This is a genomic window from Streptomyces sp. NPDC020807, assembly GCF_040641575.1.
In the GTDB taxonomy this organism is placed as follows: domain Bacteria; phylum Actinomycetota; class Actinomycetes; order Streptomycetales; family Streptomycetaceae; genus Streptomyces.
This window is the reverse complement of sequence record NZ_JBFADU010000001.1, coordinates 392712-418325: the sequence shown is the minus strand read 5'-3', so window position 1 is coordinate 418325 and position 25614 is coordinate 392712. Positions and strand designations below refer to the sequence as shown.

Below are 25614 nucleotides of genomic sequence, written 5' to 3'. Positions count from 1 at the left end.
GGAACGTCTTGCGGACGGGCGCGATCTGGCGTACCTTCGAGGAAACGAGACGAGACGTCTCGTGCAGCCTACGGGCTGCGCCGCCCTTGTCGCCCAGGTCAGGAGACCGCCCTTGTTCCGTGCCCATCTCACCGACGTCACCAAGCGCTTCGACCAGCCGCTCACCCCTGAGCCGCGCACCGTGCTCGACCGCGTCTCCTTCTCCGTCCGCCCCGGCGAGCGGCTCGGGATCGTCGGGGACAACGGCTCGGGCAAGTCGACCCTGCTGCGGCTGCTCGCCGGGGCGGAGACCGCCGACAACGGCACCGTGACCGTCGAGTCCCCCGGCGGCGTCGGACACCTCGCCCAGACCCTGGACCTGCCCGGGACCGCCACCGTCGGGGACGCCGTCGACGAGGCCCTCGCCGACGTGCGGGCCCTGGAGCGGGCCATCGGGGCGGCCGAGGCGGCACTCGCCACCAGCGGCGACCTCGACGGGTACGCGGCGCTGCTCGCCCGCTACGAGGCGCGCGGCGGCGCCGGGGCCGACCGGCGCGTCGAGGCCACGCTCCGGCGGCTCGGGGAGCCCGGACCGCTCGACCGCGCCCGCCCCCTCGGAACGCTCTCCGGCGGGCAGCGGTCCCGGCTCGCGCTCGCCGCCGTCCTCGCCGCCGAACCCGAGCTGCTGCTGCTCGACGAGCCGACGAACGACCTCGACGACGAGGCCGTGGCATGGCTGGAGGAACGGCTCCGGGCCCACCGGGGAACGGTCGTCGCCGTCTCCCACGACCGGGTCTTCCTCGACCGGGTCACCACCGCCGTCCTGGAGGTCGACGAGGACCGCCACACCGTCCGCCGGTACGGCGACGGGTACGGCGGCTACCTCGCCGGACGCGCCGCCGAACGGGCCCGCAGGCAGCGGGAGCACGAGGAGTGGAAGGAGGAGACCGCCCGGTACCGGGCGCTCGCGGACACGCACATCGACCGGTTCTCGGCGATCCCGCGCAAGGCACCCGCCGCGTTCAGCGGCGCGGGCGCCTTCCGGGCCCGGTCCCGGGCGCACGGGGCCATGAGCAGGATCAGGGCCGCCCGCGAGAAGCTCGCCCGGCTGTCCGCACGGCCCGTGCCCGCCCCGCCGGACCCGCTGCGGTTCCGCGCGGAGCTCGCGGGCGAGGGCGCGGCCGTCGACCTCACGGGCGTACGGGTGGACGGCCGGCTGCGGCTCGACGCCCTCCACCTGGAGCCGGGCGAAAGGCTGCTCGTCACCGGACCGAACGGCGCCGGGAAGACGACGCTCCTGAAGGTGCTCGCCGGAGAGCTCGCGCCGGACGCGGGCGCGGTGCGGACCGTGACACGATCGGCGACCGCCCGCGTCGGGACGCTCCGGCAGGAGACGGCCCCGCCCACCGACCCCCGTACGGTGAGCGAGGCTTTCGGTGAAGGCCGGGAGGACGAGCTGCTCGCCCTCGGACTCTTCGCCGCCCGGGATCTCGCGACTCCGGTCCGTCTCCTCTCCACGGGCCAGCGCCGGAAGCTGGAACTGGCCCTGCTCGTGACCTCACCCGCCGACCTGCTCCTCCTCGACGAGCCGACCAACCACCTCGCACCGGCTCTGGTGGAGGAGATCGAGGCGGCGCTCGCGGAGTACCGGGGCACGCTGGTCGTGGTCAGCCACGACCGACGGCTGAGGGAGGGTTTCCGGGGCCGGCGCCTGGAACTGGCCCCGGCGACGACCCCCGTGAGGAGTTAGTCCTCGTCCTCCGGGCCCTCCAGGTCGCCCTCCGTCTCCAGGAACACCTGGCGCAGGGCGGCCAGGGTCTCCGGGTCCGGCTTCTCCCACATGCCGCGGGACTCGGCTTCGAGGAGGCGCTCCGCGATGCCGTGCAGGGCCCAGGGGTTGGCCTCCTTCAGGAAGGCCTGGTTCTCGGCGTCGAGGACGTACTCCTGGGTGAGCTTGTCGTACATCCAGTCGGCGACGACGCCCGTCGTGGCGTCGTACCCGAAGAGGTAGTCGACGGTCGCCGCCAGCTCGAACGCGCCCTTGTAGCCGTGGCGGCGCATCGCCTCGATCCAGCGCGGGTTGACCACGCGGGCGCGGAAGACCCGGGAGGTCTCCTCGACGAGGGTGCGGGTGCGGACGGTCTCGGGACGGGTCGAGTCGCCGATGTACGCCTCGGGGGCCGTGCCCTTCAGCGCGCGGACGGTCGCGACCATGCCGCCGTGGTACTGGAAGTAGTCGTCCGAGTCCGCGATGTCGTGCTCGCGGGTGTCCGTGTTCTTCGCGGCCACCGCGATCCGCTTGTACGCGGTCTCCATCTCGGCGCGCGCGGGGCGGCCTTCGAGACCCCGGCCGTACGCGTACCCGCCCCAGACCGTGTACACCTCGGCCAGGTCCGCGTCCGTGCGCCAGTCGCGGGAGTCGATGAGCTGGAGGATGCCAGCGCCGTACGTGCCGGGCCGCGAGCCGAAGATGCGGGTCGTGGCGCGGCGCTCGTCGCCGTGCTCCGCGAGGTCGGCCTGCGCGTGCGCCCGGACGTAGTTGTCCTCGGCGGACTCGTCCGCGAGCCCGGCGACCAGCCGGACGGCGTCGTCGAGGAGGCCGATGACGTGCGGGAACGCGTCGCGGAAGAAGCCCGAGATGCGGAGCGTGACGTCGATGCGCGGGCGGCCGAGCTCGGCGAGCGGGATCGGCTCCAGGCCGTTCACGCGGCGCGAGGCGTCGTCCCACAGCGGGCGGACGCCGAGCAGCGCGAGCGCCTCGGCGACGTCGTCGCCCGCCGTGCGCATCGCGCTCGTCCCCCACAGGGAGAGGCCGACGGAGGTCGGCCACGAGCCGTTGTCGTCGCGGTAGCGGGTGAGGAGCGAGTCGGCGAGCGCCTGGCCCGTCTCCCACGCGAGGCGGGACGGGACGGCCTTCGGGTCGACCGAGTAGAAGTTCCGGCCGGTCGGCAGGACGTTGACCAGCCCGCGGAGCGGGGAGCCCGACGGGCCCGCCGGGACGAAGCCGCCGTTGAGGGCGTGCACCGCGTGCGTCAGCTCGTCGGTGGTCGCGGCGAGGCGCGGGACGACCTGGCGGACCGCGAAGTCCAGGACGTCGCGGACCTCGGAGCCGTACGCCGCGGCGACCGTCCCGACGGCCTCCGGCGCCCAGTCCGCCGCCTCCATCGCCTCGACGAGGGCGCGGGCCTCCGCCTCCACGGCGTCCGCGTCCGTGCGCGTCGGCGCGGACTCGTCGAGGCCGAGCGCCTCGCGCAGGCCCGGCAGCGCCTGGGTGCCGCCCCAGATCTGACGGGCGCGCAGGATCGACAGGACCAGGTTGACCCGGGCCTCGCCCGCCGGCGCCCCGCCGAGGACGTGCAGGCCGTCGCGGATCTGCGCGTCCTTGACCTCGCACAGCCAGCCGTCGACGTGCAGGAGGAAGTCGTCGAAGCCGTCGTCCTCCGGGCGGTCCTCCATGCCGAGGTCGTGGTCGAGCTTCGCCGCCTGGATCAGCGTCCAGATCTGCGCGCGGATCGCGGGCAGCTTCGACGGGTCCATGGAGGAGATCTGCGCGTACTCGTCGAGCAGCTGCTCCAGGCGCGCGATGTCGCCGTACGAGTCGGCGCGGGCCATCGGCGGCACCAGGTGGTCGACGAGGGTCGCGTGCACGCGCCGCTTGGCCTGGGTGCCCTCGCCCGGGTCGTTGACGAGGAACGGGTAGATCAGCGGGATGTCGCCGAGCGCCGCGTCCGGGCCGCAGGCGGCGGACAGGCCGGCGTTCTTGCCCGGCAGCCACTCCAGGTTGCCGTGCTTGCCGAGGTGGACCATCGCGTCGGCGCCGAAGCCGCCGTCGTCCTCGCGGGCGGCGATCCACCGGTAGGCGGCCAGGTAGTGGTGGGACGGCGGCAGATCGGGGTCGTGGTAGATCGCGATCGGGTTCTCGCCGAAGCCGCGCGGCGGCTGGATGAGGATCAGCAGGTTCCCGCGCCGCAGCGCCGCGAGGACGATGTCGCCCTCCGGATTGCGGGACCGGTCGAGGAACATCTCGCCCGGCGCCGGGCCCCAGTGCTCCTCGACCTGCTCGCGCAGCTCGGCCGGGAGCGTCGCGTACCAGCGCTTGTAGTCGGCGGCCGGGATGCGGACCGGGTTCCTCGCGAGCTGCTCCTCGGTCAGCCAGTCCTGGTCATGGCCGCCGGCCTCGATGAGGGCGTAGATCAGCTCGTCGCCGTCGCCGGAGACCAGGCCGGGCAGGTCGGCCTCGGGCCCGAAGTCGTACCCCTCGGCGATCAGTCGGCGCAGCAGGGCGACGGCGGAGGCGGGGGTGTCGAGACCGACGGCGTTGCCGATGCGGGAGTGCTTGGTGGGGTACGCGGAGAGGACGAGCGCGAGCTTCTTCTCGGCGTTCGGGATGTGGCGGAGCCGGGCGTGCCGGACGGCGATCCCGGCGACGCGGGCCGCGCGCTCGGCGTCGGCGACGTACGCGGGCAGGCCGTCGGCGTCGATCTCCTTGAAGGAGAACGGGACGGTGATGAGGCGGCCGTCGAACTCGGGCACGGCCACCTGGCTGGCGGCGTCGAGCGGCGAGAGGCCCTCGTCGTTCTCCTCCCAGGCGGACCGCGAACCGGTCAGGCAGAGCGCCTGGAGGATCGGCACGTCGAGCGCGGCGAGCGCCCCCGCGTCCCAGGCCTCCTCGTCGCCGCCGGCCTGCGCCTCGGCGGGCTTCGTACCGCCGGCGGCGAGGACGGTCGTGACGATCGCGTCGGCGCCGCGGAGCGTCTCGACGAGCTCCTCCTCGGGGGCGCGCAGCGAGGCCACGTACAGCGGCAGCGCCTGGGCCCCGGCGTCCTCGACGGCGTCGCAGAGGGCGTCGACGAAGGCGGTGTTCCCGCTCATGTGGTGGGCGCGGTAGTAGAGCACGGCGACCGTCGGGCCGTCGGTGCGGCGGGGGGTGCGCTCCAGGGGACCCCAGGTGGGGGCGGCGGCCGGGGCCTCGAAGCCGTGACCGGTGAGGAGCACGGTGTCGGAGAGGAAGCGGGCCAGCTGCGTCAGGTTCGCGGGGCCGCCGTGCGCGAGGTAGGCGTGCGCCTCGGTCGCGACGCCGACGGGGACCGTCGAGGCCTCCATCAGCTGCGCGTCGGGGGCCTGTTCGCCGCTGAGCACGACGACCGGCTTTCCGGCGGCGTGGATCGCGTCGAGCCCCTCCTGCCAGGAGCGCAGGCCGCCGAGGAGGCGGACGACGACGAGCTCGACGCCGTCGAGGAGGCCGGGCAGGTCGGCGAGGGGAAGCCGGGAGGGGTTGGCGAAGCGGTACGCGGGACCGTCCCCGTCCGCCGCGGCGTCGGCCGCGCGGGCGCTGAGCAGGTCGGTGTCGGAGTGCGACAGCAGCAGGAGCATGGCAGGCGCAGGCCCTTCCTCGGGGTTGTCCGCGCCCCGGGTGGTCGTGGTGTCGGCGGGGAGTTCCTGACTCACCCGTACCGGCCAGGCCGGTACGGGCTCACAGTGGCGGGACCGCGCCGGATTCTCACCGGGCTTCCTCCCCGGGGCCCTGGGACCCCATGCCTTCCCGCATCCTAGATCGTGCCGGGGACGGGCCGAAGGGAGACGGGGAGTCGGCCGGATCACACCCGGTGAGGGCCTCCTGTCCCGTGGGTATGCTCGCCGCCATGCCGCCCACCCCGCCCCCGTCCCCGAAGCCCCAGCGGAACGAACCGTCCGCCCGGGACCGTGGCGATGCCTGCCCCGGCGCGCTGCGCCTGCACGCCGCCGACGACGGCGGCCTGGCTCGACTCCGGCTTCCCGCAGGGCGTTTGACGGCACGTCAGGTGGAGGTCCTCGCGCACGCGGCGGAGACCCTGGGCGACGGCTCGGTGAGCGTCACCTCCCGGGGCAACGCCGAGCTCCGCGGCCTGGCGGACGGCTGCGGGACGGAGCTCGCCGCGCTCCTCGCGGACGCGGGCCTGCTGCCCTCCGCCACGCACGAACGCGTCCGCAACATCGTCGTCTCCCCCGCCGCGGGACTCGACGGACTCGGCGGCCCCGAGGTCCAGTTGTGGGCCCGCGAACTCGACGCCCTCCTCTGCGCCGCCCCCTGGGCGGCGGCGCTTTCCGGCCGTTTCCTCTTCGTCCTCGACGACGGCCGCGGGGACGTGGCGGGGCTCGGCGGCGATGTGACCTTGGTCGCAGTGGAGGCGGGCCGCGCACGGCTGTACGTCGGCGGGCAGGCGTACCACGTCGCCGGGACCGACGCCGCCCGCGCCGCGCTCACCGCCGCCGGGGCCTTCCTCGACGCGGCCCGCGCGGCCGGAACCGGCGCCTGGCGGGTCGGGGAACTCCCCGACGGCCACGCCCCCGACCTGGCCGGCGCCCTCGCGCGGGCCGGGATCGCGGCGGAGCCCGTCACCCCTGCCGCCTCGCTCCTGCTCTACGGAGGACCGCCCGCGCCCGGGCCGCTCGGCGCCCGCGCCCTGTACGTCCTCGCGCCCCTCGGCCGCCTCACCGCCGCGCAGCTGCGGGCGCTGCTGCCCGCCGAAGAGGTACGGCTGACGCCGTGGCGCGGCGCGGTGGTCGTGGGCACCACGGCCGGCACCGACCGGCTCGCCGCCCACGGCCTGATCACCGACCCCGGCTCCCCCTGGGTGAACGTGACCGCCTGCACCGGCCGCCCCGGCTGCGCCAAGTCCCTCGCGGACGTCCGCGCCGACGCCGTCCCGGCCCCGGCGCGCGGCCTGCCCGGAGCGGGCACGCCCGTCCACTACTCCGGCTGCGAGCGCCGCTGCGGCCACCCGCACGGCACCTGGGTCGACGTCGTCGCCACCGCCGACGGCGCGTACCTGGTGAACGGCGCCCCCACCCCCCGTACCGCCCTGCACGAAGCCGTCACCACGGCCCGCACGACCACCACGGCCACCACCCGATGACGAGATGAGCGAGAGCACCAGGATGTTCGACTACGAGAAGGACGGGACGGAGATCTACCGCCGGTCCTTTGCCACGATCCGCGCCGAGGCGGACCTCGACGGCCTGCCCGCCGACGTCGCCCAGGTGGCGGTCCGGATGATCCACGCCTGCGGCATGACCGACCTCGTCAGCGATATCGCCTACTCGTCGCGGGTCGTCGCGGACGCCCGCGCCGCCCTCCAGGCCGGCGCGCCGATCCTCTGCGACGCCCAGATGGTGGCCAGCGGCGTCACCCGCAAACGGCTGCCCGCCGACAACGAGGTGCTCTGCGCGCTCTCCGACCCGGCCGTCCCCGGCCTCGCCGCCGAGCTCGGCACCACCCGCTCGGCCGCCGCGCTCGAACTCTGGCGCGACCGCCTCGAAGGCTCCGTCGTCGCCATCGGCAACGCGCCCACCGCGCTCTTCCACCTCCTGGAGATGGTCGCGAAGGGCGCGGGCAGGCCCGCCGCCGTCCTCGGCATCCCGGTCGGCTTCATCGGCGCCGCCGAGTCGAAGGACGCCCTCGCCGAGAACGGCCTCGGCCTCGAATACCTCGTCGTACGGGGCCGGCGCGGCGGCAGCGCCATGACGGCCGCCGCCCTCAACGCGCTCGCGCACGAAGCGGAGATACAGGCATGAGCACCCCGAAGGGCACCCCTCAGGGCAAGCTGTACGGGGTCGGGCTCGGCCCCGGCGACCCGAACCTCATGACGGTGGCGGCCGTGAAGGCCATCGCCGAGGCCGACGTCGTCGCCTACCACTCGGCCCGCCACGGCCGCTCGATCGCCCGCTCCATCGCGGCCGAGCACCTCCGCGAGGACCACGTCGAGGAGCGGCTCGTGTACCCGCTCACCGTCGAGACCACGGACCACCCCGGCGGCTACCGGGGCGCCCTCGACGACTTCTACGAGGAGGCCGCGGCCCGGCTCGCCGCCCACCTCGACGCGGGCCGCACCGTCGCCGTGCTCGCCGAGGGCGACCCGCTGTTCTACGGCTCGTACCAGCACATGCACAAGCGGCTCGCGGACCGCTACGACACGACCGTCATCCCCGGCGTGACCTCGGTGAGCGCCGCCGCCGCCCGGCTCGGCGAGCCGCTGTGCGAGGCGGAGGAGGTCCTCACGATCATCCCCGGCACCCTGCCGGAGGACGAGCTGACGGCCCGTCTCGCGGGCACCGACTCGGCGGTCGTGATGAAGCTCGGCCGCACCTTCCCCACGGTCCGGCGCGCCCTGGAACGCGCGGGCCGCCTCGACGACGCGCGGTACGTGGAGCGGGCGTTCATGGCCGGCGAGCGCACCGGCGTCCTTGCCGAGATCGCCCCCGAGTCGGTCCCGTACTTCTCCGTCGCCGTGCTGCCCTCCCGCATCGACCAGGAGGCGCCCGTACGCGAGCGGGGCGAGGTCACCGTCGTCGGCACCGGCCCCGCCGGCGCGCCCTGGCTGACCCCCGAGTCGCGCGGCGCGCTCGTCAACGCCGACGTCCTCGTCGGCTACACCACCTACCTCGACCGCGTCCCGGTCCTGCGCCCCGGCCAGGTCCGGCACGGCTCCGACAACAAGGTCGAGTCGGAACGGGCCGAGTTCGCGCTCGACCTCGCCCGGCGCGGGAAGAAGGTCGCGGTCGTCTCCGGCGGCGACCCGGGCGTCTTCGCCATGGCGACGGCCGTCCTGGAGGTCGCCTGCGAGCCCGAGTACGCCGACGTGCCCGTACGGGTCCTCCCCGGCGTGACCGCGGCGAACGCGGCCGCGGCGGCGGCCGGCGCCCCGCTCGGCCACGACTACGCCACGATCTCCCTCTCGGACCGCCTCAAGCCCTGGGACGTCATCGAGGCCCGGCTGCGCGCGGCGGCCGGCGCCGACCTCGTCATCGCCCTGTACAACCCGGGCTCCAAGTCCCGTACGCACCAGGTGGCCGCCGCCCGCGACCTCCTGCTCGAACTCCGCGACCCGGAGACCCCGGTGGTCGTCGCCCGCGACGTCGGCGGCCCCGAGCAGTCGGTGCGCGTCGTCACCCTCAAGTCCCTGGAGCCGTCCGAGGTCGACATGCGGACGCTGCTCCTCGTCGGCTCCTCGCAGACGCGGGCGGTCGAGCGCGGCGACGGCCGCACGATCGCCTGGACGCCTCGCCGGTACGGGTGACTCAGCCGGTAGGGATGAGCTAGCCGGTAGGGATGAGCTAGCCGGTACGGGTGAAGGTGCCGAGCCCCTCCCGGTCGAGGTACTCGACCTCGACCGTCTTCCCGTCGGGCGAGAACGTGACGCCGGTCAGCCCGACGGCGTTCTCCCCGCGGGTCGGGAAGGAGAAGGTGTTCCCGTCGTAGTGGGACAGGCGGTAGGTCTGCGGCTCGGGTCCGAGCCGCAGCACGAGCCCGCCGTCCGACCCCTCGGCGACGACGGCCGCCCCGTAGTAGTCGCTGCGGTACGTCCCCACGTAGGCACCGGCCTCCTTCGCGGGCGCCGGGTCGGCCGGCGGCTTCGCGTAGTCGGTCTCGGACCGGTCGGCGTCGGCCTGCGCCTGGTAGAGCCCGTCGACGAGCGGCAGCCAGTCCCGGCTGGGCGCGCCCTTCTCGGCGACGTCGAAGAAGTCGAGGGCGACGGTGTCGGCGAGACCGGCGGGGGCGCCGTTGGTGAGGACGACGATCCCGAGCTCCTCGCCGGGCAGCATCGTCACGTTGGTGTGCGCGCCGAGCGCGAAGGCGCCGGTGTGCGAGAGGCGGAGCCGGCCCGCGTCGTCGTACGAGACGTTCCAGCCGAGGCCGTAGAAGCCGGTGCGCCCGGCGGGGGCGTGCGGCGGGGAGGCGACGGCCTCGGGGTGGTGGGTGAGGGTCAGCGCGTCCTCGTCGACGATCCGACGCCCGTCGAGCTCGCCGTTGCCGAGCTGGAGGCGGAGCCAGACCGCCATGTCGCGCGCGGAGGAGCTCACGCCCCCGGCGGGCGACTGCGCGTCAGGGTCCCGCACGTACCGGGCCTTCCAGGTCCCGTCGGGCTCCTTCACGTGCCCGAGGGCGCGGTCGGGGTTGTCGGCGAAGTCCTGGAAGCGGGAACTGGTGTCGTCCATCCCCGCGGGCCGGTACAGGGTGTCCTCGGCGAGCTTCTCCCAGGGGACGCCCTTCTCGGCGGCGACGGCCTCGGCGGCGGCGGTGAGCCCGAAGTTGGTGTAGGCGTAACTGGCCCGGAACGGCGTCAGGGGCTCGTACCGCAGGTGGGACAGGATGTAGTCCTGGTCGTACCCCAGGTCCTCCAGCAGGTCCCCGGCGTGGTCCGGCAGTCCGCTCCGGTGCGAGAAGAGATCGGCGGCGGTGACGTGCGCGCTCACCCAGGGATCCTTCAGCCGGAACTCCGGAAGCAGCGGCCCGACCGGCTTCTGCCACCCCTCCACACCCACCGCGCCGGAGACGACGGTCGAGGCGATCGGCTTGGACACGGAAGCGAGCTGGAACACGGTGTCGGCGTCGATCCGCGCGTCCTTCCCGACCTCGCGCACCCCGTACCCCTTGAGGTGGACGACCTTGTCCTCGTACACGACGGCGACGGAGACCCCGGGGACGCCCGTGCGCCGCATCAGCTCGGCGACGGTCCCGTCGAGCCGCCCGACGGCCCGGTCGACATCGGCCTGGTCGAGGACGGGAGACGGTTGCGGAGGAGGTGGTTCAGGGGAGGGCGAGGGACTCGGCCCGGCGCCCAGGAGCGCCGCCACGAGCCCCGCCGATGCCAGCCACCGGACGGTACCCACCCCTCCATTGAACGCCGACCGGAACTCCCTGTCGCGCGGAGGGAACCCGCAGGTAGAGTGCGCGTCCGGCGGAACACCGGCCCCACCCGCACCGTCCTTCCCCCTGCATGTCTGCTTCCCCCCGTAGGTCCGGAAAGGGCCCTCTCCCTGTGATGACTCGTACCCGGCTGAGCGCGGTGGCCACGACCGCCGCCCTCGCCGCCTCCGGCGCGCTGCTCGCCGCCACCCCGGCCGGCGCCGCCGTCACCTGCAACTCCCCCTTGTGGCGGGCGGACTACTACGAGAGCGAGGCGGACGGCGAGCACGTGCTCTACGGCGTCGTCGCCATCGACGACTGGCGCAACGCGCTCGACGTCACGGATCCGGCCGTGAACTGGGTCGAGGTCACCGAACTCGGGACGCCCCCGGTCGAGCGGCCGTAGCCGCCCAGGCGGCGGCCCCCTCCGGGGTCGTCGCCACGGGGACGCCCTCCGGGACCGGGGGGCGGCGGACGACGACGACCGGGATGCCGGCTTCGCGGGCCGCGGTCAGCTTGGGGGAGGTCGCGGCGCCGCCGCTGTCCTTCGTCACCAGGACGTCGATCCGGTGACGGGCGATCAGGTCGCGTTCGGCCGGCAGGTCGAACGGGCCGCGGGCCAGGAGGAGTTCCGTGCGGGCCGGCATCGGGGTGTCCGGGGCGTCGACCGAGCGGACCAGGAACCACTGCGGGCAGTCCGCGAAGGTCGCGAGGCCGAGGCGGCCCGTCGTCAGGAAGACGCGGTCGCCGAGGCCGTCGAGCGCCCGCGCCGCCTCCTCCAGGGACGCCACGTCACGCCAGTCGTCCCCCTCGACCGGGACCCAGCCGGGGCGGCGCAGGGCCAGCAGGGGAACATGGGCGGTGGCGGCCGCCCCGGCCGCGTTGAAGCTGATCCGCTCGGCGAAAGGATGGGTCGCGTCGATGACCGCGTCCACCGCGTGCTCCCGCAGCCACTCCGCGAGGCCCTCCGCCCCGCCGAAGCCGCCGATCCGGACCTCCCCGGCCGGCAGCCGGGGGCTCGCCACCCGTCCCGCGAGGGAGCTCGTCACCCGGATTCCGGGCGTCCCGTGGAGCAGTCCGGCGAGCGCGCGGGCCTCCGCGGTCCCGCCGAGAATGAGTACGTGCAGCACAGGAGCCTCTTCATGAAGTCGGGCGACCAGCAGTCGGGCGACCAGCAGTCGGGCGGCGGGCGCGAGGCCCAACTCAAGCACACCGGTCTGCGCCCCGGCTGGACGACCGGTGCCTGTGCGACGGCGGCGACCACCGCCGCGTACACCGCGCTCCTCACCGGCGACTTCCCCGACCCGGTGACGATCACCCTCCCGAAGGGGCAGACGCCCGCCTTCGCGCTCACCGCCGAGGAGCTGTCGGGCCGGTCCGCCATGGCCGCCGTCGTGAAGGACGCCGGCGACGATCCGGACGTCACGCACGGCGCCGTCATCCGCTCGACCGTACGGCTCCTGCCGCCCGGTTCCGGTGTCGTCTTCCGCGCGGGCGAGGGCGTCGGCACGGTCACCCTCCCCGGCCTCCCCCTGGACGTGGGCGAGCCGGCCATCAACCCCGTCCCCCGGCAGCTCATGCGCGAGCACGTGGCCCGCGTCGCCGCCGCGCACGGCGCCCCCGGCGACGTCGAGATCACCGTCTCCGTCGACAACGGCGCAGAGATCGCCCGTTCCACGTGGAACCCGCGCATCGGCATCCTCGGCGGCCTGTCCATCCTGGGCACGACCGGCGTCGTCGTCCCGTACTCCTGCTCGGCGTGGATCGACTCGATCCGCCGGGGCGTCGACGTGGCCCGCGCGGGCGGTCTCACGCACGTCGCCGGGTGTACGGGCTCCACGTCCGAGCGGACGGTCCGCGAGCTGTACGACCTGCCGGAGATCGCCCTCCTCGACATGGGCGACTTCGCGGGAGCCGTCCTCAAGTACATCCGCCGCCACCCGGTCGGCCGGCTCACGGTCTGCGGCGGCTTCGCCAAGCTGTCCAAGCTGGCCGCGGGCCACCTCGACCTCCACTCGGCCCGTTCGCAGGTCGACAAGGGCTTCCTCGCCGACCTGGCCCGTACGGGCGGCGCGTCCGAGGCCCTGGCGGCCGAGATCGCCGCCGCGAACACGGGTCTCGCCGCCCTCCGGCTCTGCGAGGCCGCCGGGGTCCCGCTCGGCGACCTGGTCGCCGCCCGCGCCCGCGACGAGGCCCTCGCCGTGCTCCGGGGCGCGCCGGTGGCGGTGGACGTGGTCTGCATCGACCGGGCCGGAGCGGTCGTCGGGCGGTCGTCCGTGGAGGGGCCGTCCGTGGAGGGGCCGGCGGCCCGGGCGTAATCCGGGCGACAGGGCGCACGGGGGCGGGGGAGGATCCGGGGATGCCCGACTTCCTCCACAAGCCCACCCTCACCGGCGGCCTCGTCGTCCTCCGGCCCCTCACCGAGGCCGACGTCCCCGCGCTCCTCCCCCTCTTCGAGGACGCCGAGGTGCGGCGGCTGACCGGCTCGCACGCCACCTTCGACGAGCCCGCGCTCCGGAAGTGGTACGGCTCCCGGAACGACCGGGCGGACCGGCTCGACCTCGCCGTCGTCGAGCGCGCGACGGGCCGGGTCGTCGGGGAGGCGGTCCTCAACGAGTGGGACGCCGACAACGAGAGCTGCTCGTTCCGGATCATGCTCGTGCCGGAGGTGACGGGCCGGGGCCTCGGCACGGAGGCGACCCGGCTGGTCGTCGGGTACGGCTTCGAGGCGCTCGGCCTCCACCGGATCTCCCTGGAGGTCTACGCCTTCAACCCGCGCGCCCGCCGCGCCTACGAGAAGGCCGGCTTCACGACGGAGGGCGTCCTGCGCGGGGCGCTCCTGTGGGAGGGCGAGCGGGTCGACGCGACGGTGATGTCGGTGCTCGCGCCGGAGTGGCCGGTCAGGGGCTGACCGGTCACGGGCCGACCGGTCACGGGCCGACCGGGTAGCCGATCTCCGCGATGTCCTCCGCCAGGTCCGCGAGCTTCACCCCGGGGTTGAGGGCCGCGACGAGCTCCTCCGTCAGCGGGGTGAGCGCCAGGACCTTCCGTACGGCTTCCACGTCGACCTCGGTGTCGTAGTACTCCGAGGCCCACTCCGCGTACGCCTCCGCCGAGCGGTCCACGAGGAGGTGGAGGAGGCGCCCGGAGCCGTCCGGGTCCTCCGCCGCGGCGTCGTCGCCCGCGTCCGGGAAGGCGACCGTGCCGGTCCGCCACTCCGTGTCCGCCGGCTCGCGCCACAGGCAGGCCGTGGTCACGTGCACGCCGTCCTCGTCCGTGAACGCGGGCTCCGTCAGGTACTCGGCGAACGCCTCCGGCACCCCGTCGAGCACCCCCGGCCACGTCTGCCCGTCCGCGAGCTCGCCGAACGGGCTCAGCGGCGACTCGTGGGCGAAGACGCGGACGAACGCGCCCGCCGGCGACAGCACGATCGTGTACTCGTCGCCCTGGCCGTCCTTCATGGACGCCAGCTGCTCGTACTCCGACCAGCTCGCGTCGAAGGAGTAGTACCGGCTCTCCCACTCCGGGCAGAGCACGGCTTCCAGCATCGCGAGCCCTCGGCTGTGGTCGCGCAGTTCCTCGATGCCCGGCAGCGCCCGGGCGACGTCGTAGACGGTCACGGGTCCATTGAAGACCCTGCCTCCGGCACACCGACGTGCGGGCCCCCGCCGCCGAACCTAGGCTCGACAGCGCAGGAGACCCGACCGACCCCCACCGACAGGGAGGCGTTCCCATGGCGAAGCGCGGCAACAAGAAGCGGGCCCGCAAGAAGAAGAAGGCGAACCACGGCAAGCGTCCCAACGCCTGACCGCGGCAGTGACGACGAAGGCCGGACCCGTGTGGGGGTCCGGCCCTCGTCGTGTCCCCGCGCGGTTCAGCAGACGTGCCGCTCCCGCGCCGGGTCGTACAGGTGGCTGTCCCGGAACTCCGAGGCCGCGAGCGTCCGGCCCACGATGATGACCGCCGTCTTCGTGATCCCGGCCGTCTTCACCTGCTCCGCGATGTCCTCCAGCGTGCCGCGCAGCACCAGCTCGTCCGGCCGGCTCGCCATCGCGACGACAGCCGCCGGGCAGTCCGGGCCGTAGTGCGGGACCAGCTCGGAGACGATCCGGTCGACGTAACGGGCACCCAGGTGGAGCACGAGCAGCGCGCCGCTGCGGCCGAGCGTGGCGAGGTCCTCGCCCTCGGGCATCGGGGTGGCCTGCTGGGCGATCCGGGTGAGGATGACCGTCTGGCCGACCGTCGGCACGGTCAGCTCCCGCTTGAGCGCCGCCGCGGCCGCGGCGAACGCCGGAACGCCCGGCACGACCTCGTACGGGATGTCGAGCGCGTCGAGCCGCCGCATCTGCTCGGCGACCGCGCTGAAGACCGAGGGGTCGCCCGAGTGGAGGCGGGCCACGTCCTGCCCGGCCTCGTGCGCGGCGGCGATCTCGGCGACGATCCGGTCCAGGTCGAGCTGGGCGGTGTCGATCAGCTTCGCGTCCGGCGGGCACTCGGCGAGCAGCTCGGTGGGGACGAGGGAGCCCGCGTAGAGGCAGACGCCGCACTTCGCGAGGGTCCGCGCGCCGCGCACGGTGATGAGGTCGGCCGCGCCGGGGCCTGCGCCGATGAAGTAGACGGTCATTGTCGTGGAGAACCCTTCGGTTACTTCGATACTTCGATGCTTCGTTACTTCGTTACTTCGTTACGGACCACTGGGTGACGGGCATCGCCTGCCGCCAGCCGGTGAAGCCGCCGACCGGGACGGCGGCGGACACGGCCAGCCGGACCAGCTCGCCGCCGTGGCTGCGGTAGCGGTCGGCGAGCAGCGCCTCGGATTCGAGCGTCACGGTGTTGGCGACGAGCCGGCCGCCGGCCGGGAGGGCGTCCCAGCAGGCGTCGAGGAGGCCGGGGACGGTGAGGCCGCCGCCGATGAAGACGGCGTCGGGGACGGGCAGCCCGTCGAGCCCCTCGGGCGCCTTCGCGGTGACGACCCGGAGGGCGGGGACGCCGAGGGCGTCGGCGTTGCGGCTGATGCGGGCGGCCCGCTCGGGCGACTTCTCGACGGCGATCGCGCGGCAGTCGCGGTGGGTCCGCATCCACTCGACGCCGATGGAGCCGGAGCCTCCGCCGATGTCCCAGAGCAGTTCGCCGGGGGCGGGGGCGAGCGCGGCGAGCGTGGCGGCGCGGACGTACCGCTTGGTGAGCTGGCCGTCGTGCTCGTACGCCTCGTCGGGCAGGCCGGGCGCGGCGCCGAGCCGGAGCGTGCCCGGGTCGCGTACGGGATCGAGGGCGAGGACGTGGAGCGCGTCGGTCCGCTCGTACGGCCAGTCGGCGGCGGTCCCGTCGAGGATCCGCTCGGCGGGGCCGCCGAGCTGTTCCAGGACCCGGATCCGGGTGCCGCCCCAGCCGGTGGCGCGCAGGTGCGCGGCGACCTCGGCGGGGGTGGCCGGGCCCTCGCCGAGGACGAGGAGGCGCCGTCCCGGGTGGAGGGCCGCGGCGAGCGCGGCGAGGGGGCGGGCGACGAGGGAGAGCGTCTCGACGGCCTCCAGGGGCCAGCCGAGGCGGGCGCAGGCGTACGAGACGGAGGACGGGTGCGGGTGGACGTCCAGGGTCCCGGCGCCGCCCAGGGCCTCCCTCAGGGTGCGGGCGATCCCGTAGAAGGACGGGTCCCCGCTGGCCAGGACGGCGATCGTACGGCCCCGGTGCGCGGCGACGAGTCCGGGGACGGCGGGCCGCAGCGGCGAGGGCCAGGCGACGCGCTCGCCGGGGCACGCGGCCGGCGCGAGGAGGTCGAGCTGGCGGGGCGCGCCGACCAGGACCTCGGCGGCGCGCAGGACGCGGCGGGATTTCTCGGGGAGCCCGTCCCAGCCGTCCGCGCCGATTCCGACGACCGACACCACCGGTTCCACCGATATCAGACCGTTCACGCCGCCGAACTCTACGTGAGGGGTGCCGGCGGCCTACTTCTGGGCGTTCTGCCCGACGTAGAAGAGGAGCCAGACGAAGCCGGCGAAGGCGTGCGTGGCAAAGACGTACACGAAGACGCGGAGCATCACGCCCCGCTCCTTCCAGCGTTCGTTGTCGAACGTCTTCTCCTCGGCCATGGGGTCCAGGGTAAGGGGGCGGCCTCGCGGGTGGCGGAATAGGGAGAGGGGTCGCGCCGTTGGACGAGGCAGTTTAAGATTCAACCACCAAGAGAACGACGAGCCAGACCCAGACCCCTGGCCCCGCGAGAGGTGAGCACGATGCAGTTCGGGATCTTCACCGTCGGCGACGTGACGACCGACCCCACCACCGGCCGCACCCCCACCGAGCACGAGCGCATCAAGAACACCGTCGCCATCGCGCTCAAGGCCGAGGAGGTCGGGCTCGACGTCTTCGCGACCGGCGAGCACCACAACCCGCCGTTCGTCCCCTCCTCCCCCACGACCCTCCTCGGGCACATCGCCGCCCGCACGGAGAACCTGATCCTCTCCACCTCCACGACCCTCATCACCACCAACGACCCGGTGAAGATCGCCGAGGACTACGCGACGCTCCAGCACCTCGCCGACGGCCGCGTGGACCTGATGATGGGCCGCGGCAACACCGGCCCGGTCTACCCGTGGTTCGGCCAGGACATCCGCCAGGGCATCCCGCTCGCCATCGAGAACTACGCGCTCCTCCACAAGCTGTGGAGGGAGGACGTGGTCGACTGGGAGGGCAAGTTCCGCACGGCCCTCCAGGGCTTCACCGCCACCCCGCGCCCGCTCGACGGCGTCCCGCCGTTCGTCTGGCACGGCTCGATCCGCTCCCCCGAGATCGCCGAGCAGGCCGCGTACTACGGCGACGGGTTCTTCGCGAACCACATCTTCTGGCCCAAGCAGCACACCGAGAAGATGGTCCGCCTCTACCGGCAGCGGTACGCGCACTACGGCCACGGCACCGCCGAGCAGGCCGTCGTGGGCCTCGGCGGCCAGGTCTTCATGCGGAAGAACTCGCAGGACGCGGTACGGGAGTTCCGCCCGTACTTCGACAACGCGCCGGTCTACGGCCACGGCCCCTCCCTGGAGGAGTTCAGCAGCCAGACGCCGCTGACCGTCGGCTCGCCGCAGGAGGTCATCGAGCGGACCCTGTCCTTCCGCGACTACGTGGGCGACTACCAGCGCCAGCTGTTCCTGGTCGACCACGCCGGGCTGCCGCTCAAGACGGTCCTGGAGCAGCTCGACATCCTCGGCGAGGAGGTCGTCCCGGTGCTGCGCAAGGAGTTCGCGAACCTGCGGCCCGCCGGCGTCCCGGAGACCGCCCCGCTCCACCCGTCCGTCCTCGCGTCGAAGAAGGAGGCGTAAGCCGCCGTGCAGACCCTGAAACTGGTCGCCGTCTCCGCCGGACTCAGCGCCCCGTCCTCCACCCGGCTGCTCGCCGACCGCCTGCTCCAGGCGGCCCGGTACCGGCTCGCGGAGCAGGAGTTCGCGGTGGACGTCGAGGTCGTCGAACTGCGCGACCTCGCCGTCGACATCGCGAAGAACTTCGTCACCGGCTTCCCGTCCGACGCGCTCCAGGAGGCGATCGACAAGGTGACGGGCGCGGACGGCGTCATCGCCGTCACCCCCGTCTTCACCGCCTCCTACAGCGGCCTGTTCAAGTCGTTCTTCGACTTGATCGACCCGACCGCCCTGGCCGGTACGCCGGTCCTCATCGGCGCGACGGGCGGCACGGCCCGCCACTCGCTGGTCCTGGACCACGCGCTGCGCCCGCTCTTCGCCTACCTGCGGGCCCTCACGATCCCGACCGCCGTGTACGCGGCCTCGGAGGACTGGGGGACGGGCGGCGACGACTACACGGACGGCCTGCCCGCCCGGATCACCCGCGCCGGCCGGGAACTGGCCGACACGGTCGCGGCCCGCCCGGCCCGGAGCACGGAGGAGGACGAGGTCGTCCCCTTCGAGCAGCAGCTGGCCGACCTGCGATTCGATTGACCCGCTATGTACGGTTGAGGTGATTTCCTCTGGTTGAGGTGATTTCCTCTGACGGAAGGACAGCCGATGTCGGGCAGGATCGTGGTGGGCGTGGACGGCTCGGAGCCCGCCCTCAAGGCGCTGAAGTGGGCGGCCGCGCAGGCCGCCCTGACCGGGGACTCCCTGGAGGTCGTGACCAGCTGGGAGTACCCGGCCTCGTGGTCGACGATGATGCCCGGTGTCCCGACGGAGTTCGACCCCGAGCAGCTCGCCAAGGAGATCCTGAACGCCTCCCTGGAGAAGGCCCTGGACCCGGCGACCGCCGCCGCGGCCCGGCGCACGGTGGTCGGCGGCAACCCGGCCCAGGCCCTCGTCGACACGGCGAAGGGCGCGACCCTCCTCGTCGTCGGCGACCGCGGCTACAGCGGCTTCAAGGCCGCCGTCCTCGGCTCGGTCTCGACCAACGTCACCCAGCACGCCCCGTGCCCGGTGGTGGTCGTCCGCGGCGAGAGCGCCGCTTCCTAGGCAACGTCCGCCACCACGCACGACACGTTGTGCCCCCGGTGCTCGGCCTTCCCCCCGGGGGGAAGGCCAACGGCCGCTTCCGTGCCGACGACGCCCGGGTCGGCTACCTCCGGTTGTACAGCCTCATCGTCACCGCGCCGAAGACGAGGACGAACAGGGCCGACCAGCCCAGCGTCCAGGCGACGTCCGCGCCCGGCCAGCGGCCGGCCATGAGCTCGCGGACGGCGGTCGCCAGGTGGGTGACGGGGTTGTTGTTGACGAAGGCCTGGAGCCAGCCGGGCATCGTCCTCGGGTCGACGAAGACGTTGGAGAGGAAGGTGAGCGGGAAGATCACCATCATCGAGACGCCCATGACGGACTTCTCGCTGCGCAGCAGCAGGCCGAACATCGTCCAGATCCACGAGAACGCGAACGAGAAGACCAGCAGCAGCGCGACGCCGAGCAGGACGCCGACGAACCCGCCGTCCGGGCGGTAACCGATGATCACGCCGACCGTGAGCATGACGACGGAGGCGATCACGTACCGGACGACGTCGCCCAGCAGATAGCCGACCATCGGCGCCGGCCGCCAGATCGGCAGGGTGCGGAAGCGGTCGAAGACGCCCTTCTCGATGTCGGTGTTGACGGAGACGCCGGTGTACATCGTGATCATCACGACGCTCATCACCAGGATGCCGGGCAGCAGGAACTGGATGTACTCGTCGACCGAACCGGCCAGCGCGCCCCCGAAGAGGTACGTGTACATCAGCACCATCATGATCGGGAACGCCGTCACGTCGAACAGCTGCTCCGGCACGTGCTTGATCTTCAGCATCGCCCGCCAGCCGAAGGTCAGCGAGGCGGAGAGCGCGCCGGGCCGGGGCGGGCGGGTGCGGCCGGTGAAGAGGGCGGCGAGTTCGTCGGTGTCGGGGGCGACGAAGTCGAGCGCGTCGGCCGCCGCCTGTCCGTCCTTGCCGGTGGTGACGGTGGTCATGCCGCCGGTCCCTTCCGGTCGGTGAGCGCGAGGAAGACCTCGTCGAGGCTGGGCTGCCCGAGCGCGAAGTCGTCGACGGTGATCCCGGACCGCGCCAGCTCCGCGAGTGCCCGCGCGGCCTGCTCGGCGGCGCCGAGCTCGGTCCCGTGGCCGTTGACGGTGGCGGTGAGCGCGACGGGGTCGGGATCGAGCTGGACGGCCGCGTTCAGGGCGGCCCGCAGGACCCGCTCGGCCTCCGGGCGCTGCTCGGGGTCCCGGAGCCGTACGTGGACCGACCCGGAGCCGACCGAGGCCTTCAGCTCGCCCTTCGTCCCCTCCGCGATCACCTTGCCGTGGTCGATGACGGCGATCCGGGAGGCCAGCTGGTCGGCCTCGTCGAGGTACTGGGTGGTGAGGAGCACGGTCGTGCCCTGGGCGACGACCGCGCGGACGATGTCCCAGACCTGGTTGCGGCTGCGCGGGTCGAGGCCGGTGGTGGGTTCGTCGAGGAAGAGCAGGTCAGGGGTGTTGAGGATGGACGCGGCGATGTCGATGCGCCGTCGCATGCCGCCCGAGTAGTGCTTGACCTGCCTGTCCGCCGCCTCCGCGAGGCCGAACGCGGCGAGGAGCTGCGCGGCGCGCTCGCGGGCGGCGGGTCGGGAGTGGCCGAGGAGCCTGGCGAGGAGGACGAGGTTCTCGGTGCCGGTGAGGTCCTCGTCGACGGAGGCGTACTGGCCGGTGAGGCTGACCCGGCCGCGGACCGCGTCGGCGTCCTCGACGACGTCCTCGCCGAAGACGCGGGCCCGGCCGCCGTCGGGGCGCAGGAGCGTGGCCAGCATCTTCACGGCGGTGGTCTTGCCCGCGCCGTTGGGGCCGAGGACCCCGTAGACCGTGCCGGCGGGCACGCGCAGGTCGACTCCGTCGACGGCGCGGTTCGCGCCGAAGACCTTGACCAGGCCCTCGGTCTCGATGGCGAGGTCGGTCATGCGTCGTACCTGCCCTTCCGGAGACCCCCCGGGGAGAAGACAGCGCTTCTCCCAGTCTCCGTCGGCGGCCCGCGCAGTGCCAACCGGCGGTCGGCCGTGGGAGCGCCGCCGGCGGTCGGCCGTGGGACCGCTGCCGGCGGTCGGCCGTGAGAGCGCTGCCGGCGGTCGGCCACCGGACCACCACAGGCCGTCGGCCACCCCGCCACCAGCGGAGGAGCCTTCCTCCCCCGCGCGGCGGAGGCGGACAGGTCGGCCGGGGGACGTCCCGGGCCGGGGGCCGGCGGGACGCTGGACCCATGATGAAGATCAAGGCACTGCCGGACGTGCCCCGTTGGGCCGTCCTCGCCGCTCACGCCGTCCCGCTCGTCACCCTTCCGTCGGGGCTCTGGCGCCTCGCGCTCGTCGCCGGTCTTCCGGTGACGCAGGACGCCGAGCTCGGGGCGATGGGGTTCTGGACGTCGGCGTACGCCGTCTCCCTCAGCGTCGTCTCCGAGTTCTTCGCCTTCCTCACCCTGGGGCTCGTCCGCTCCTGGGGAGAGGTGTTCCCCCGGTGGATGCCGTTCCTCGGCGGACGCCGGGTGCCTCCGGTGGCCGCGACGGGCGCGGCCTTCGCCGGGGTGGCGGGGCTGTGCGCGATCGCCGCGTGGGGCGCGTACGCCTCCTTCGCGGACCTCGGGCCCGGAATCCCCGCCTCCCCGGCGCAGGAAGCCCTGCTCGCCGCCTGCTACCTGCCGCTCCTGGCCTGGCCGGTGCTCGTGGCCGCCGTGGCGGTCGCGTACTACCGCAGGCGTACGGGGCGGGGAGGGCCTCAGTACGGCGCCGGGCGGCCCTCCGCGTCCTCGTGGGTGTAGTAGAGGTAGAACGCCGCCGCGCCGACGCCGCCGCCCACGATGAGGCCGAGCACGGTCGCCGACAGGATGCTCACGTCGGACAGGCTGTACAGGAAGCCGATCGCGATGCCGGCGAGCGCGCCCCAGGCCGCCGCGTGGAGCTCGCGCGGCAGGGTGCGGCCGACCTTGCGGAGCCCGTACACCGCCCCGGCGAGCACGACCGCCGAGATCAGGCCGAGCCAGAACTGTCCCCAGCTGACGGGGGCGCCGGACTTGGCGACGAAGGCCGTCCACCAGCCGTAGACCACGCCGAGTGTGGCGGGCAGTGCCCAGCCGGGGGTCGTCGCGCCGGTACTGCTCGCCCGGCGCCGTACCGGTACCGCTGCGTGTGCGGCCATGGCAGGAGCTCCTTCGCGCTCGCCCCCTCCGCCCCCTGGGTTCTCGCACCCTCCAGGGCACACCCGCGGCCGGGCTCCCGCAAGTGGATCAGTTCCCGTCGGCGGGTCCCCGCCCCGTCGCCGCCAGTGCCGCGAGCCGTCCCAGCGCGTCGTCCAGGACCTCGCGCGGCGGGGACGCGAGGCCCACGCGTATCGCGTCCGGGGCCGTGCCCCGGCCCACGGCGAAGGCGCTGCCGGGGGTGACCGCGACCCCGGCCCGTCCGGCCGCGGCGGCCGTGAAGGTCTCGGCCCGCCAGGGCGCCGACAGTTCCCACCAGCAGTAGTACGCGTGCGGGGAGGTCCTGATCGGATGCCCGCCGAGGTGCCGTCGGACGAGGGCGTGCCGGGCCTCCGTCTCCGCACGCTTGGCCGCGACCGCCTCGGCGACCGTGCCGTCCCCGGCCCACCGCGTCGCCGCCGCGAGCGCGAGCCCGCCCGCCGTCCAGGCGCCGGAGCGCAGCGCCGCCGCCGCGTCCGCGCGCAGCCGCGCCGGCACCACGAGGTAGCCGACGGTCAGGCCGGGCGCGAGCCGCTTGGAGAGGCTGTCGACGAGGAGGACCCGCTCGGGGGCGTGGGCGGCGAGCGGCGCGGGCGGGCACGGGTGCAGGAACGCCCAGGTGGTGTCCTCGACGGCTGTCAGGTCCAGGGCACGCAGCAGCTCGGCGAGTTCGGCCCGCCGCTCGCCGTCCATGGTGACGGAGGTCGGGTTGTGCAGGGTCGGCTGGAGGTACACGGCGGCGAGGGGGGTCGCCCGGTGCGCCGCCGCGAGCGCCTCCGGCCGTACGCCCCTGTCGTCGAGGGCCAGCGGCACGAGCCGGATGCCGATCCGCTCGGCGACCGCCTTGACCAGCGGATACGTGAGCGCCTCGACGCCCACCCGGCCGCCGGGCGGGGCGAGCGCGGAGAGGGCTGCGGCGATGGCCTGGCGGCCGTTGCCCGCGAAGAGCACGGAATCGGGGTCCGGCGCCCAGCCGGCCCGGGCGAGGACCGCGGCTGCGGCCTCCCGCGCCTCGGCCGTGCCGGTCGCGGCGGCGGGCCGGGAGACGGACTCGGCGAGGACGTCGGGCCGGGCGAGGGCGGCGAGCGCGCGGGCCATCAGCTCCGACTGGCCCTCGGCGACGGGGTAGTTGAGCTGGAGGTCGACGGGCGCGGTCCCGGTCGCCTCGGCGAGCGCGGGGCCGGGCAGCGGCGGCGCGGCCCGTACGAACGTCCCGCGCCCGACCTCGCCGACGACGAGGCCGCGCCGGGCGAGCTCCCCGTAGACGCGGATGGCCGTCGAGTTGGCGATGCGGTGGCGGCGGGCGAAGACCCGCTGCGGCGGCATCCGGTCCCCCGGCCGCAGCCGCCCGTCCCGCACCGCCGCCTCGACGCGGTCGGCGATCCTCCGGTACTCCTCCACTCGCCCGTCCCCTCCCTGCCGCCTGCCTGCCTGCCTGACTGCCTGACTGCCTGACTGCCTGACTGCCTACCGACCTACCGACCTACCGGCCTACCGGCTGCCTGATCAGCGATGATCGACATTGCACCGAGAGCAAAGATCTTATTGCACCGAGCAGTTGGGGCTGCCTAGCCTGCCGACATGCCCTACGCCGAAAGCCTCGCCACCGACGTCTTCTACGAGGACCGGGGCACCGGACCCGCCCTCCTCCTCATCCACGGCCACCCCTTCGACCACACCATGTGGCAGCCGCAGATCTCGCGCTTCTCCCGTACCCACCGGGTCATCGCCCCCGACCTGCGCGGCTACGGCCGCACCCCGCTCGGAGCCCGGACGGACCTCACCGGTCTCGGGGACTTCGCCGAGGACCTCGTCGCCGTCCTCGACCACCTCCGCGTCGGCACGGCCGTCGTCGTCGGCCTCTCCATGGGCGGCCAGATCGCCATGGAACTCCACCGCCGCCACCCCGAACGCGTCCGGGGCCTCGTCCTCGTCGACACCTTCGCCGCCGCCGAGACCGAGAACGGCAAGGCCGTACGGAACGCGATGGCCGACCGGCTCCTGAAGGAGGGCATGCAGGGGTACGCCGACGAGGTACTGGACCGGATGGTCGCCCCGTACAACACCCACGCGGCCCCCCACGTCCACCGCATGATGCGCGAGACCGACCCCGTCGCGGCCGCCGCCGCCCTGCGCGGGCGCGCGGAGCGTCCCGACTACCGGGAATCGCTCACGACGGCCGCCGTCCCCGCGCTCGTCGTGGTCGGCCGCGACGACACGTACACGCCGGTCGGCGACGCGGAGGAGATGCACGCGCTGCTCCCGGACTCCACGCTCGCGGTCATCGAGGGGGCGGCCCACCTGCCCAACCTGGAACGGCCCGAGGAGTTCGACACGGTCCTCTCCTCCTACCTCCGGTCACTCGTTCGGCCCACTTGAAAGTTCGCCGCCGCGCGCTCCCTCCCACGATGGGCTCATGAGTCAGAACACTGCGCCCCGTCGGGGTGGAAACGCCATGGCCTGGGCCACCGGAGGCACCCTCTTCGCCGGTGTCCTCATGCTGGTCACCGGATTCCTGGACATCTTCCAGGGCATCGTCGGTATCGCCGAGGACGACGTCTACACGCACATCGGCGACTACGTCTTCAAGTTCGACCTGACCACCTGGGGCTGGATCCACCTCATCCTCGGCGTGATCATCGCCGTGGCGGGCTTCGGCATCCTCAAGGGCGCCGAGTGGGGCCGCGTGGCCGGTATCGCGCTGGCCTCGCTCAACATCCTGTTCCAGTTCCTGTTCCTGCCGTACCAGCCCTGGTGGGCGCTCTTCTCCATGGCGATCTCGATCTTCGTGATCTGGGCGCTCGCCACGGATGAGGGCTACGGCGCCTCCGAGAAGTACTAGGCGGGCCGGCCATGCGCACACGTCTCCGCCCCACGGCGGGAGTCCTCGCCCTCGCCGCCGCGGCGGCCCTCTCCCTCACCGGCTGCGACCAGGCGAAGGAGGCCGCCGGCGACATCGTCTCCTCGGCGACGGCCGCCGCGGCCTCGGCGGCGCAGGAGAAGCTGAACGAGGTCAAGGACGGAGTGAACGCCACCGGCGACGTGAGCGCCGGGCCGACCAGCGTCGACGGTGACCGCACGGTCGCCGAGATCACGGCGACCAACCCCAAGGACAAGAACGCCGACTACACGGTCAAGGTGGACTTCCGCGACGCGGAGGGCAACTTCCTCGACACGGTCGTCCTGAACATCGACGGCGTCGAGCCCGGCGGTTCCAAGACGGGGACGGCGCGCAGCAACCGCGCGCTCTCGGGCGACACGAAGGCGGAGATCGGCCAGGCCGTCCGCCACTGAGAGCCACGGCACCACGGCCCCCCGGCCT

25 protein-coding genes and 1 riboswitch are annotated in these 25614 nt (G+C 73.9%); of the genes, 14 read left to right on the top strand and 11 right to left on the bottom strand.

The annotated features are described in order from the left end of the window. Positions 1-112 precede the first annotated feature (112 nt). Positions 113-1729 (top strand): ribosomal protection-like ABC-F family protein, encoded by a 1617-nt coding sequence (gene abc-f / locus AB0G79_RS01985; RefSeq protein ID WP_360798589.1) that lies wholly within the window; start codon positions 113-115, stop codon positions 1727-1729. Here the strand turns inward: abc-f and cobN are convergent. After that, positions 1726-5352: a cobaltochelatase subunit CobN gene (gene cobN, locus AB0G79_RS01980; protein WP_360799169.1), complete on the bottom strand. Its 3627-nt coding sequence runs from the start codon at positions 5350-5352 to the stop codon at positions 1726-1728. The genes abc-f and cobN overlap by 4 nt on opposite strands. 39 nt (positions 5353-5391) lie before the next feature. Beyond that, positions 5392-5530: riboswitch (cobalamin riboswitch) on the bottom strand. A 79-nt stretch (positions 5531-5609) separates the two neighbouring features. Between cobN and AB0G79_RS01975 the strand changes: the two genes are divergently transcribed. Genes AB0G79_RS01975 through cobJ form a run of 3 tightly spaced genes read left to right on the top strand, consistent with a single transcriptional unit; the run spans position 5610 to position 9035 of the window. Then, a complete protein-coding gene (locus AB0G79_RS01975; protein ID WP_360799166.1) occupies positions 5610-6875 on the top strand; it encodes a cobalamin biosynthesis protein CobG in 1266 nt (421 codons plus the stop codon). Positions 6876-6879: 4 nt separating this feature from the next. Continuing rightward, positions 6880-7533, top strand: coding sequence for a precorrin-8X methylmutase (locus AB0G79_RS01970; RefSeq protein WP_360798586.1), 654 nt, complete (start codon positions 6880-6882; stop codon positions 7531-7533). Further along, on the top strand, positions 7530-9035 hold the full coding sequence (cobJ, locus tag AB0G79_RS01965) for a precorrin-3B C(17)-methyltransferase (protein WP_360798584.1): 1506 nt from the start codon (positions 7530-7532) through the stop codon (positions 9033-9035). The genes AB0G79_RS01970 and cobJ overlap by 4 nt, the downstream gene beginning before the upstream one ends. Before the next feature lie 37 nt (positions 9036-9072). Here the strand turns inward: cobJ and AB0G79_RS01960 are convergent, their stop codons facing one another. Beyond that, on the bottom strand, positions 9073-10629 hold the full coding sequence (locus AB0G79_RS01960) for a serine hydrolase (RefSeq protein WP_360798581.1): 1557 nt from the start codon (positions 10627-10629) through the stop codon (positions 9073-9075). Positions 10630-10781: 152 nt separating this feature from the next. Here AB0G79_RS01960 and AB0G79_RS01955 point away from each other — a divergent pair, with 152 nt between their 5' ends. After that, positions 10782-11051 carry a hypothetical protein gene (locus AB0G79_RS01955; RefSeq protein ID WP_360798579.1) on the top strand — a complete coding sequence of 90 codons (270 nt, stop codon included), beginning with the start codon at positions 10782-10784 and terminating at the stop codon, positions 11049-11051. Here AB0G79_RS01955 and AB0G79_RS01950 read toward each other — a convergent pair. Beyond that, entirely contained in the window at positions 11014-11772 is a 759-nt protein-coding gene (locus AB0G79_RS01950; protein ID WP_360799164.1) for a cobalt-precorrin-6A reductase, read from the bottom strand. The two genes, AB0G79_RS01955 and AB0G79_RS01950, sit on opposite strands and share 38 nt — an antisense overlap. Positions 11773-11787: 15 nt before the next feature. Here AB0G79_RS01950 and AB0G79_RS01945 point away from each other — a divergent pair, with 15 nt between their 5' ends. Both AB0G79_RS01945 and AB0G79_RS01940 read left to right on the top strand, forming a co-directional pair. After that, entirely contained in the window at positions 11788-12963 is a 1176-nt protein-coding gene (locus tag AB0G79_RS01945; protein ID WP_360799161.1) for a cobalt-precorrin-5B (C(1))-methyltransferase, read from the top strand. Between the two features lie 41 nt (positions 12964-13004). Then, positions 13005-13556, top strand: a complete 552-nt coding sequence (locus AB0G79_RS01940; protein WP_360798576.1) for a GNAT family protein — start codon at positions 13005-13007, stop codon at positions 13554-13556. A 19-nt stretch (positions 13557-13575) separates the two neighbouring features. Here AB0G79_RS01940 and AB0G79_RS01935 read toward each other — a convergent pair whose 3' ends face one another. The 4 genes from AB0G79_RS01935 to AB0G79_RS01920 all read right to left on the bottom strand — a co-directional run bounded on the left by AB0G79_RS01935 (position 13576) and on the right by AB0G79_RS01920 (position 16731). Further along, entirely contained in the window at positions 13576-14265 is a 690-nt protein-coding gene (locus AB0G79_RS01935) for a hypothetical protein (protein WP_360798573.1), read from the bottom strand. 254 nt (positions 14266-14519) lie between these two features. After that, positions 14520-15269, bottom strand: a complete 750-nt coding sequence (cobM, locus tag AB0G79_RS01930) for a precorrin-4 C(11)-methyltransferase (protein WP_360798571.1) — start codon at positions 15267-15269, stop codon at positions 14520-14522. A gap of 52 nt (positions 15270-15321) precedes the next feature. After that, positions 15322-16554, bottom strand: coding sequence for a precorrin-6y C5,15-methyltransferase (decarboxylating) subunit CbiE (gene cbiE, locus AB0G79_RS01925; RefSeq protein WP_360798568.1), 1233 nt, complete (start codon positions 16552-16554; stop codon positions 15322-15324). A 33-nt stretch (positions 16555-16587) separates the two neighbouring features. Continuing rightward, complete coding sequence (locus AB0G79_RS01920) at positions 16588-16731, bottom strand: DUF6126 family protein (protein ID WP_360798565.1); 144 nt, start codon at positions 16729-16731, stop codon at positions 16588-16590. A gap of 141 nt (positions 16732-16872) precedes the next feature. On the opposite strand from AB0G79_RS01920, the gene AB0G79_RS01915 reads away from it, so the two are divergent. From AB0G79_RS01915 to AB0G79_RS01905, 3 genes are all read left to right on the top strand, one after another. Beyond that, entirely contained in the window at positions 16873-17955 is a 1083-nt protein-coding gene (locus tag AB0G79_RS01915) for an LLM class flavin-dependent oxidoreductase (RefSeq protein ID WP_360798562.1), read from the top strand. A 6-nt stretch (positions 17956-17961) separates the two neighbouring features. Continuing rightward, a complete protein-coding gene (locus tag AB0G79_RS01910) occupies positions 17962-18585 on the top strand; it encodes an FMN reductase (protein WP_360798559.1) in 624 nt (207 codons plus the stop codon). A 66-nt stretch (positions 18586-18651) separates the two neighbouring features. Then, a complete protein-coding gene (locus AB0G79_RS01905) occupies positions 18652-19089 on the top strand; it encodes a universal stress protein (protein WP_360798556.1) in 438 nt (145 codons plus the stop codon). 103 nt (positions 19090-19192) lie between these two features. Here the strand turns inward: AB0G79_RS01905 and AB0G79_RS01900 are convergent, their stop codons facing one another. After that, complete coding sequence (locus AB0G79_RS01900) at positions 19193-20062, bottom strand: ABC transporter permease (protein ID WP_360798553.1); 870 nt, start codon at positions 20060-20062, stop codon at positions 19193-19195. Further along, the gene (locus AB0G79_RS01895) at positions 20059-21027 is read right to left on the bottom strand and encodes an ATP-binding cassette domain-containing protein (protein WP_360798550.1); all 969 of its coding nucleotides are present in this window, start codon (positions 21025-21027) and stop codon (positions 20059-20061) included. The genes AB0G79_RS01900 and AB0G79_RS01895 overlap by 4 nt, the downstream gene beginning before the upstream one ends. A 296-nt stretch (positions 21028-21323) precedes the next feature. Here AB0G79_RS01895 and AB0G79_RS01890 point away from each other — a divergent pair, with 296 nt between their 5' ends. After that, positions 21324-21878 (top strand): hypothetical protein, encoded by a 555-nt coding sequence (locus AB0G79_RS01890; RefSeq protein ID WP_360798548.1) that lies wholly within the window; start codon positions 21324-21326, stop codon positions 21876-21878. Here the strand turns inward: AB0G79_RS01890 and AB0G79_RS01885 are convergent. Then, complete coding sequence (locus tag AB0G79_RS01885) at positions 21836-22255, bottom strand: hypothetical protein (RefSeq protein WP_360798545.1); 420 nt, start codon at positions 22253-22255, stop codon at positions 21836-21838. The two genes, AB0G79_RS01890 and AB0G79_RS01885, sit on opposite strands and share 43 nt — an antisense overlap. Positions 22256-22343: 88 nt before the next feature. Next, positions 22344-23693: a PLP-dependent aminotransferase family protein gene (locus tag AB0G79_RS01880; protein WP_360798542.1), complete on the bottom strand. Its 1350-nt coding sequence runs from the start codon at positions 23691-23693 to the stop codon at positions 22344-22346. A 180-nt stretch (positions 23694-23873) separates the two neighbouring features. Here AB0G79_RS01880 and AB0G79_RS01875 point away from each other — a divergent pair, with 180 nt between their 5' ends. Genes AB0G79_RS01875 through AB0G79_RS01865 form a run of 3 tightly spaced genes read left to right on the top strand, consistent with a single transcriptional unit; the run spans position 23874 to position 25586 of the window. Then, a complete protein-coding gene (locus tag AB0G79_RS01875) occupies positions 23874-24671 on the top strand; it encodes an alpha/beta fold hydrolase (protein WP_360798539.1) in 798 nt (265 codons plus the stop codon). A 37-nt stretch (positions 24672-24708) separates the two neighbouring features. Further along, entirely contained in the window at positions 24709-25134 is a 426-nt protein-coding gene (locus AB0G79_RS01870) for a hypothetical protein (protein ID WP_360798537.1), read from the top strand. An 11-nt stretch (positions 25135-25145) separates the two neighbouring features. Next, entirely contained in the window at positions 25146-25586 is a 441-nt protein-coding gene (locus tag AB0G79_RS01865) for a hypothetical protein (protein ID WP_360798534.1), read from the top strand. The last annotated feature ends 28 nt before the right edge of the window (positions 25587-25614 follow it).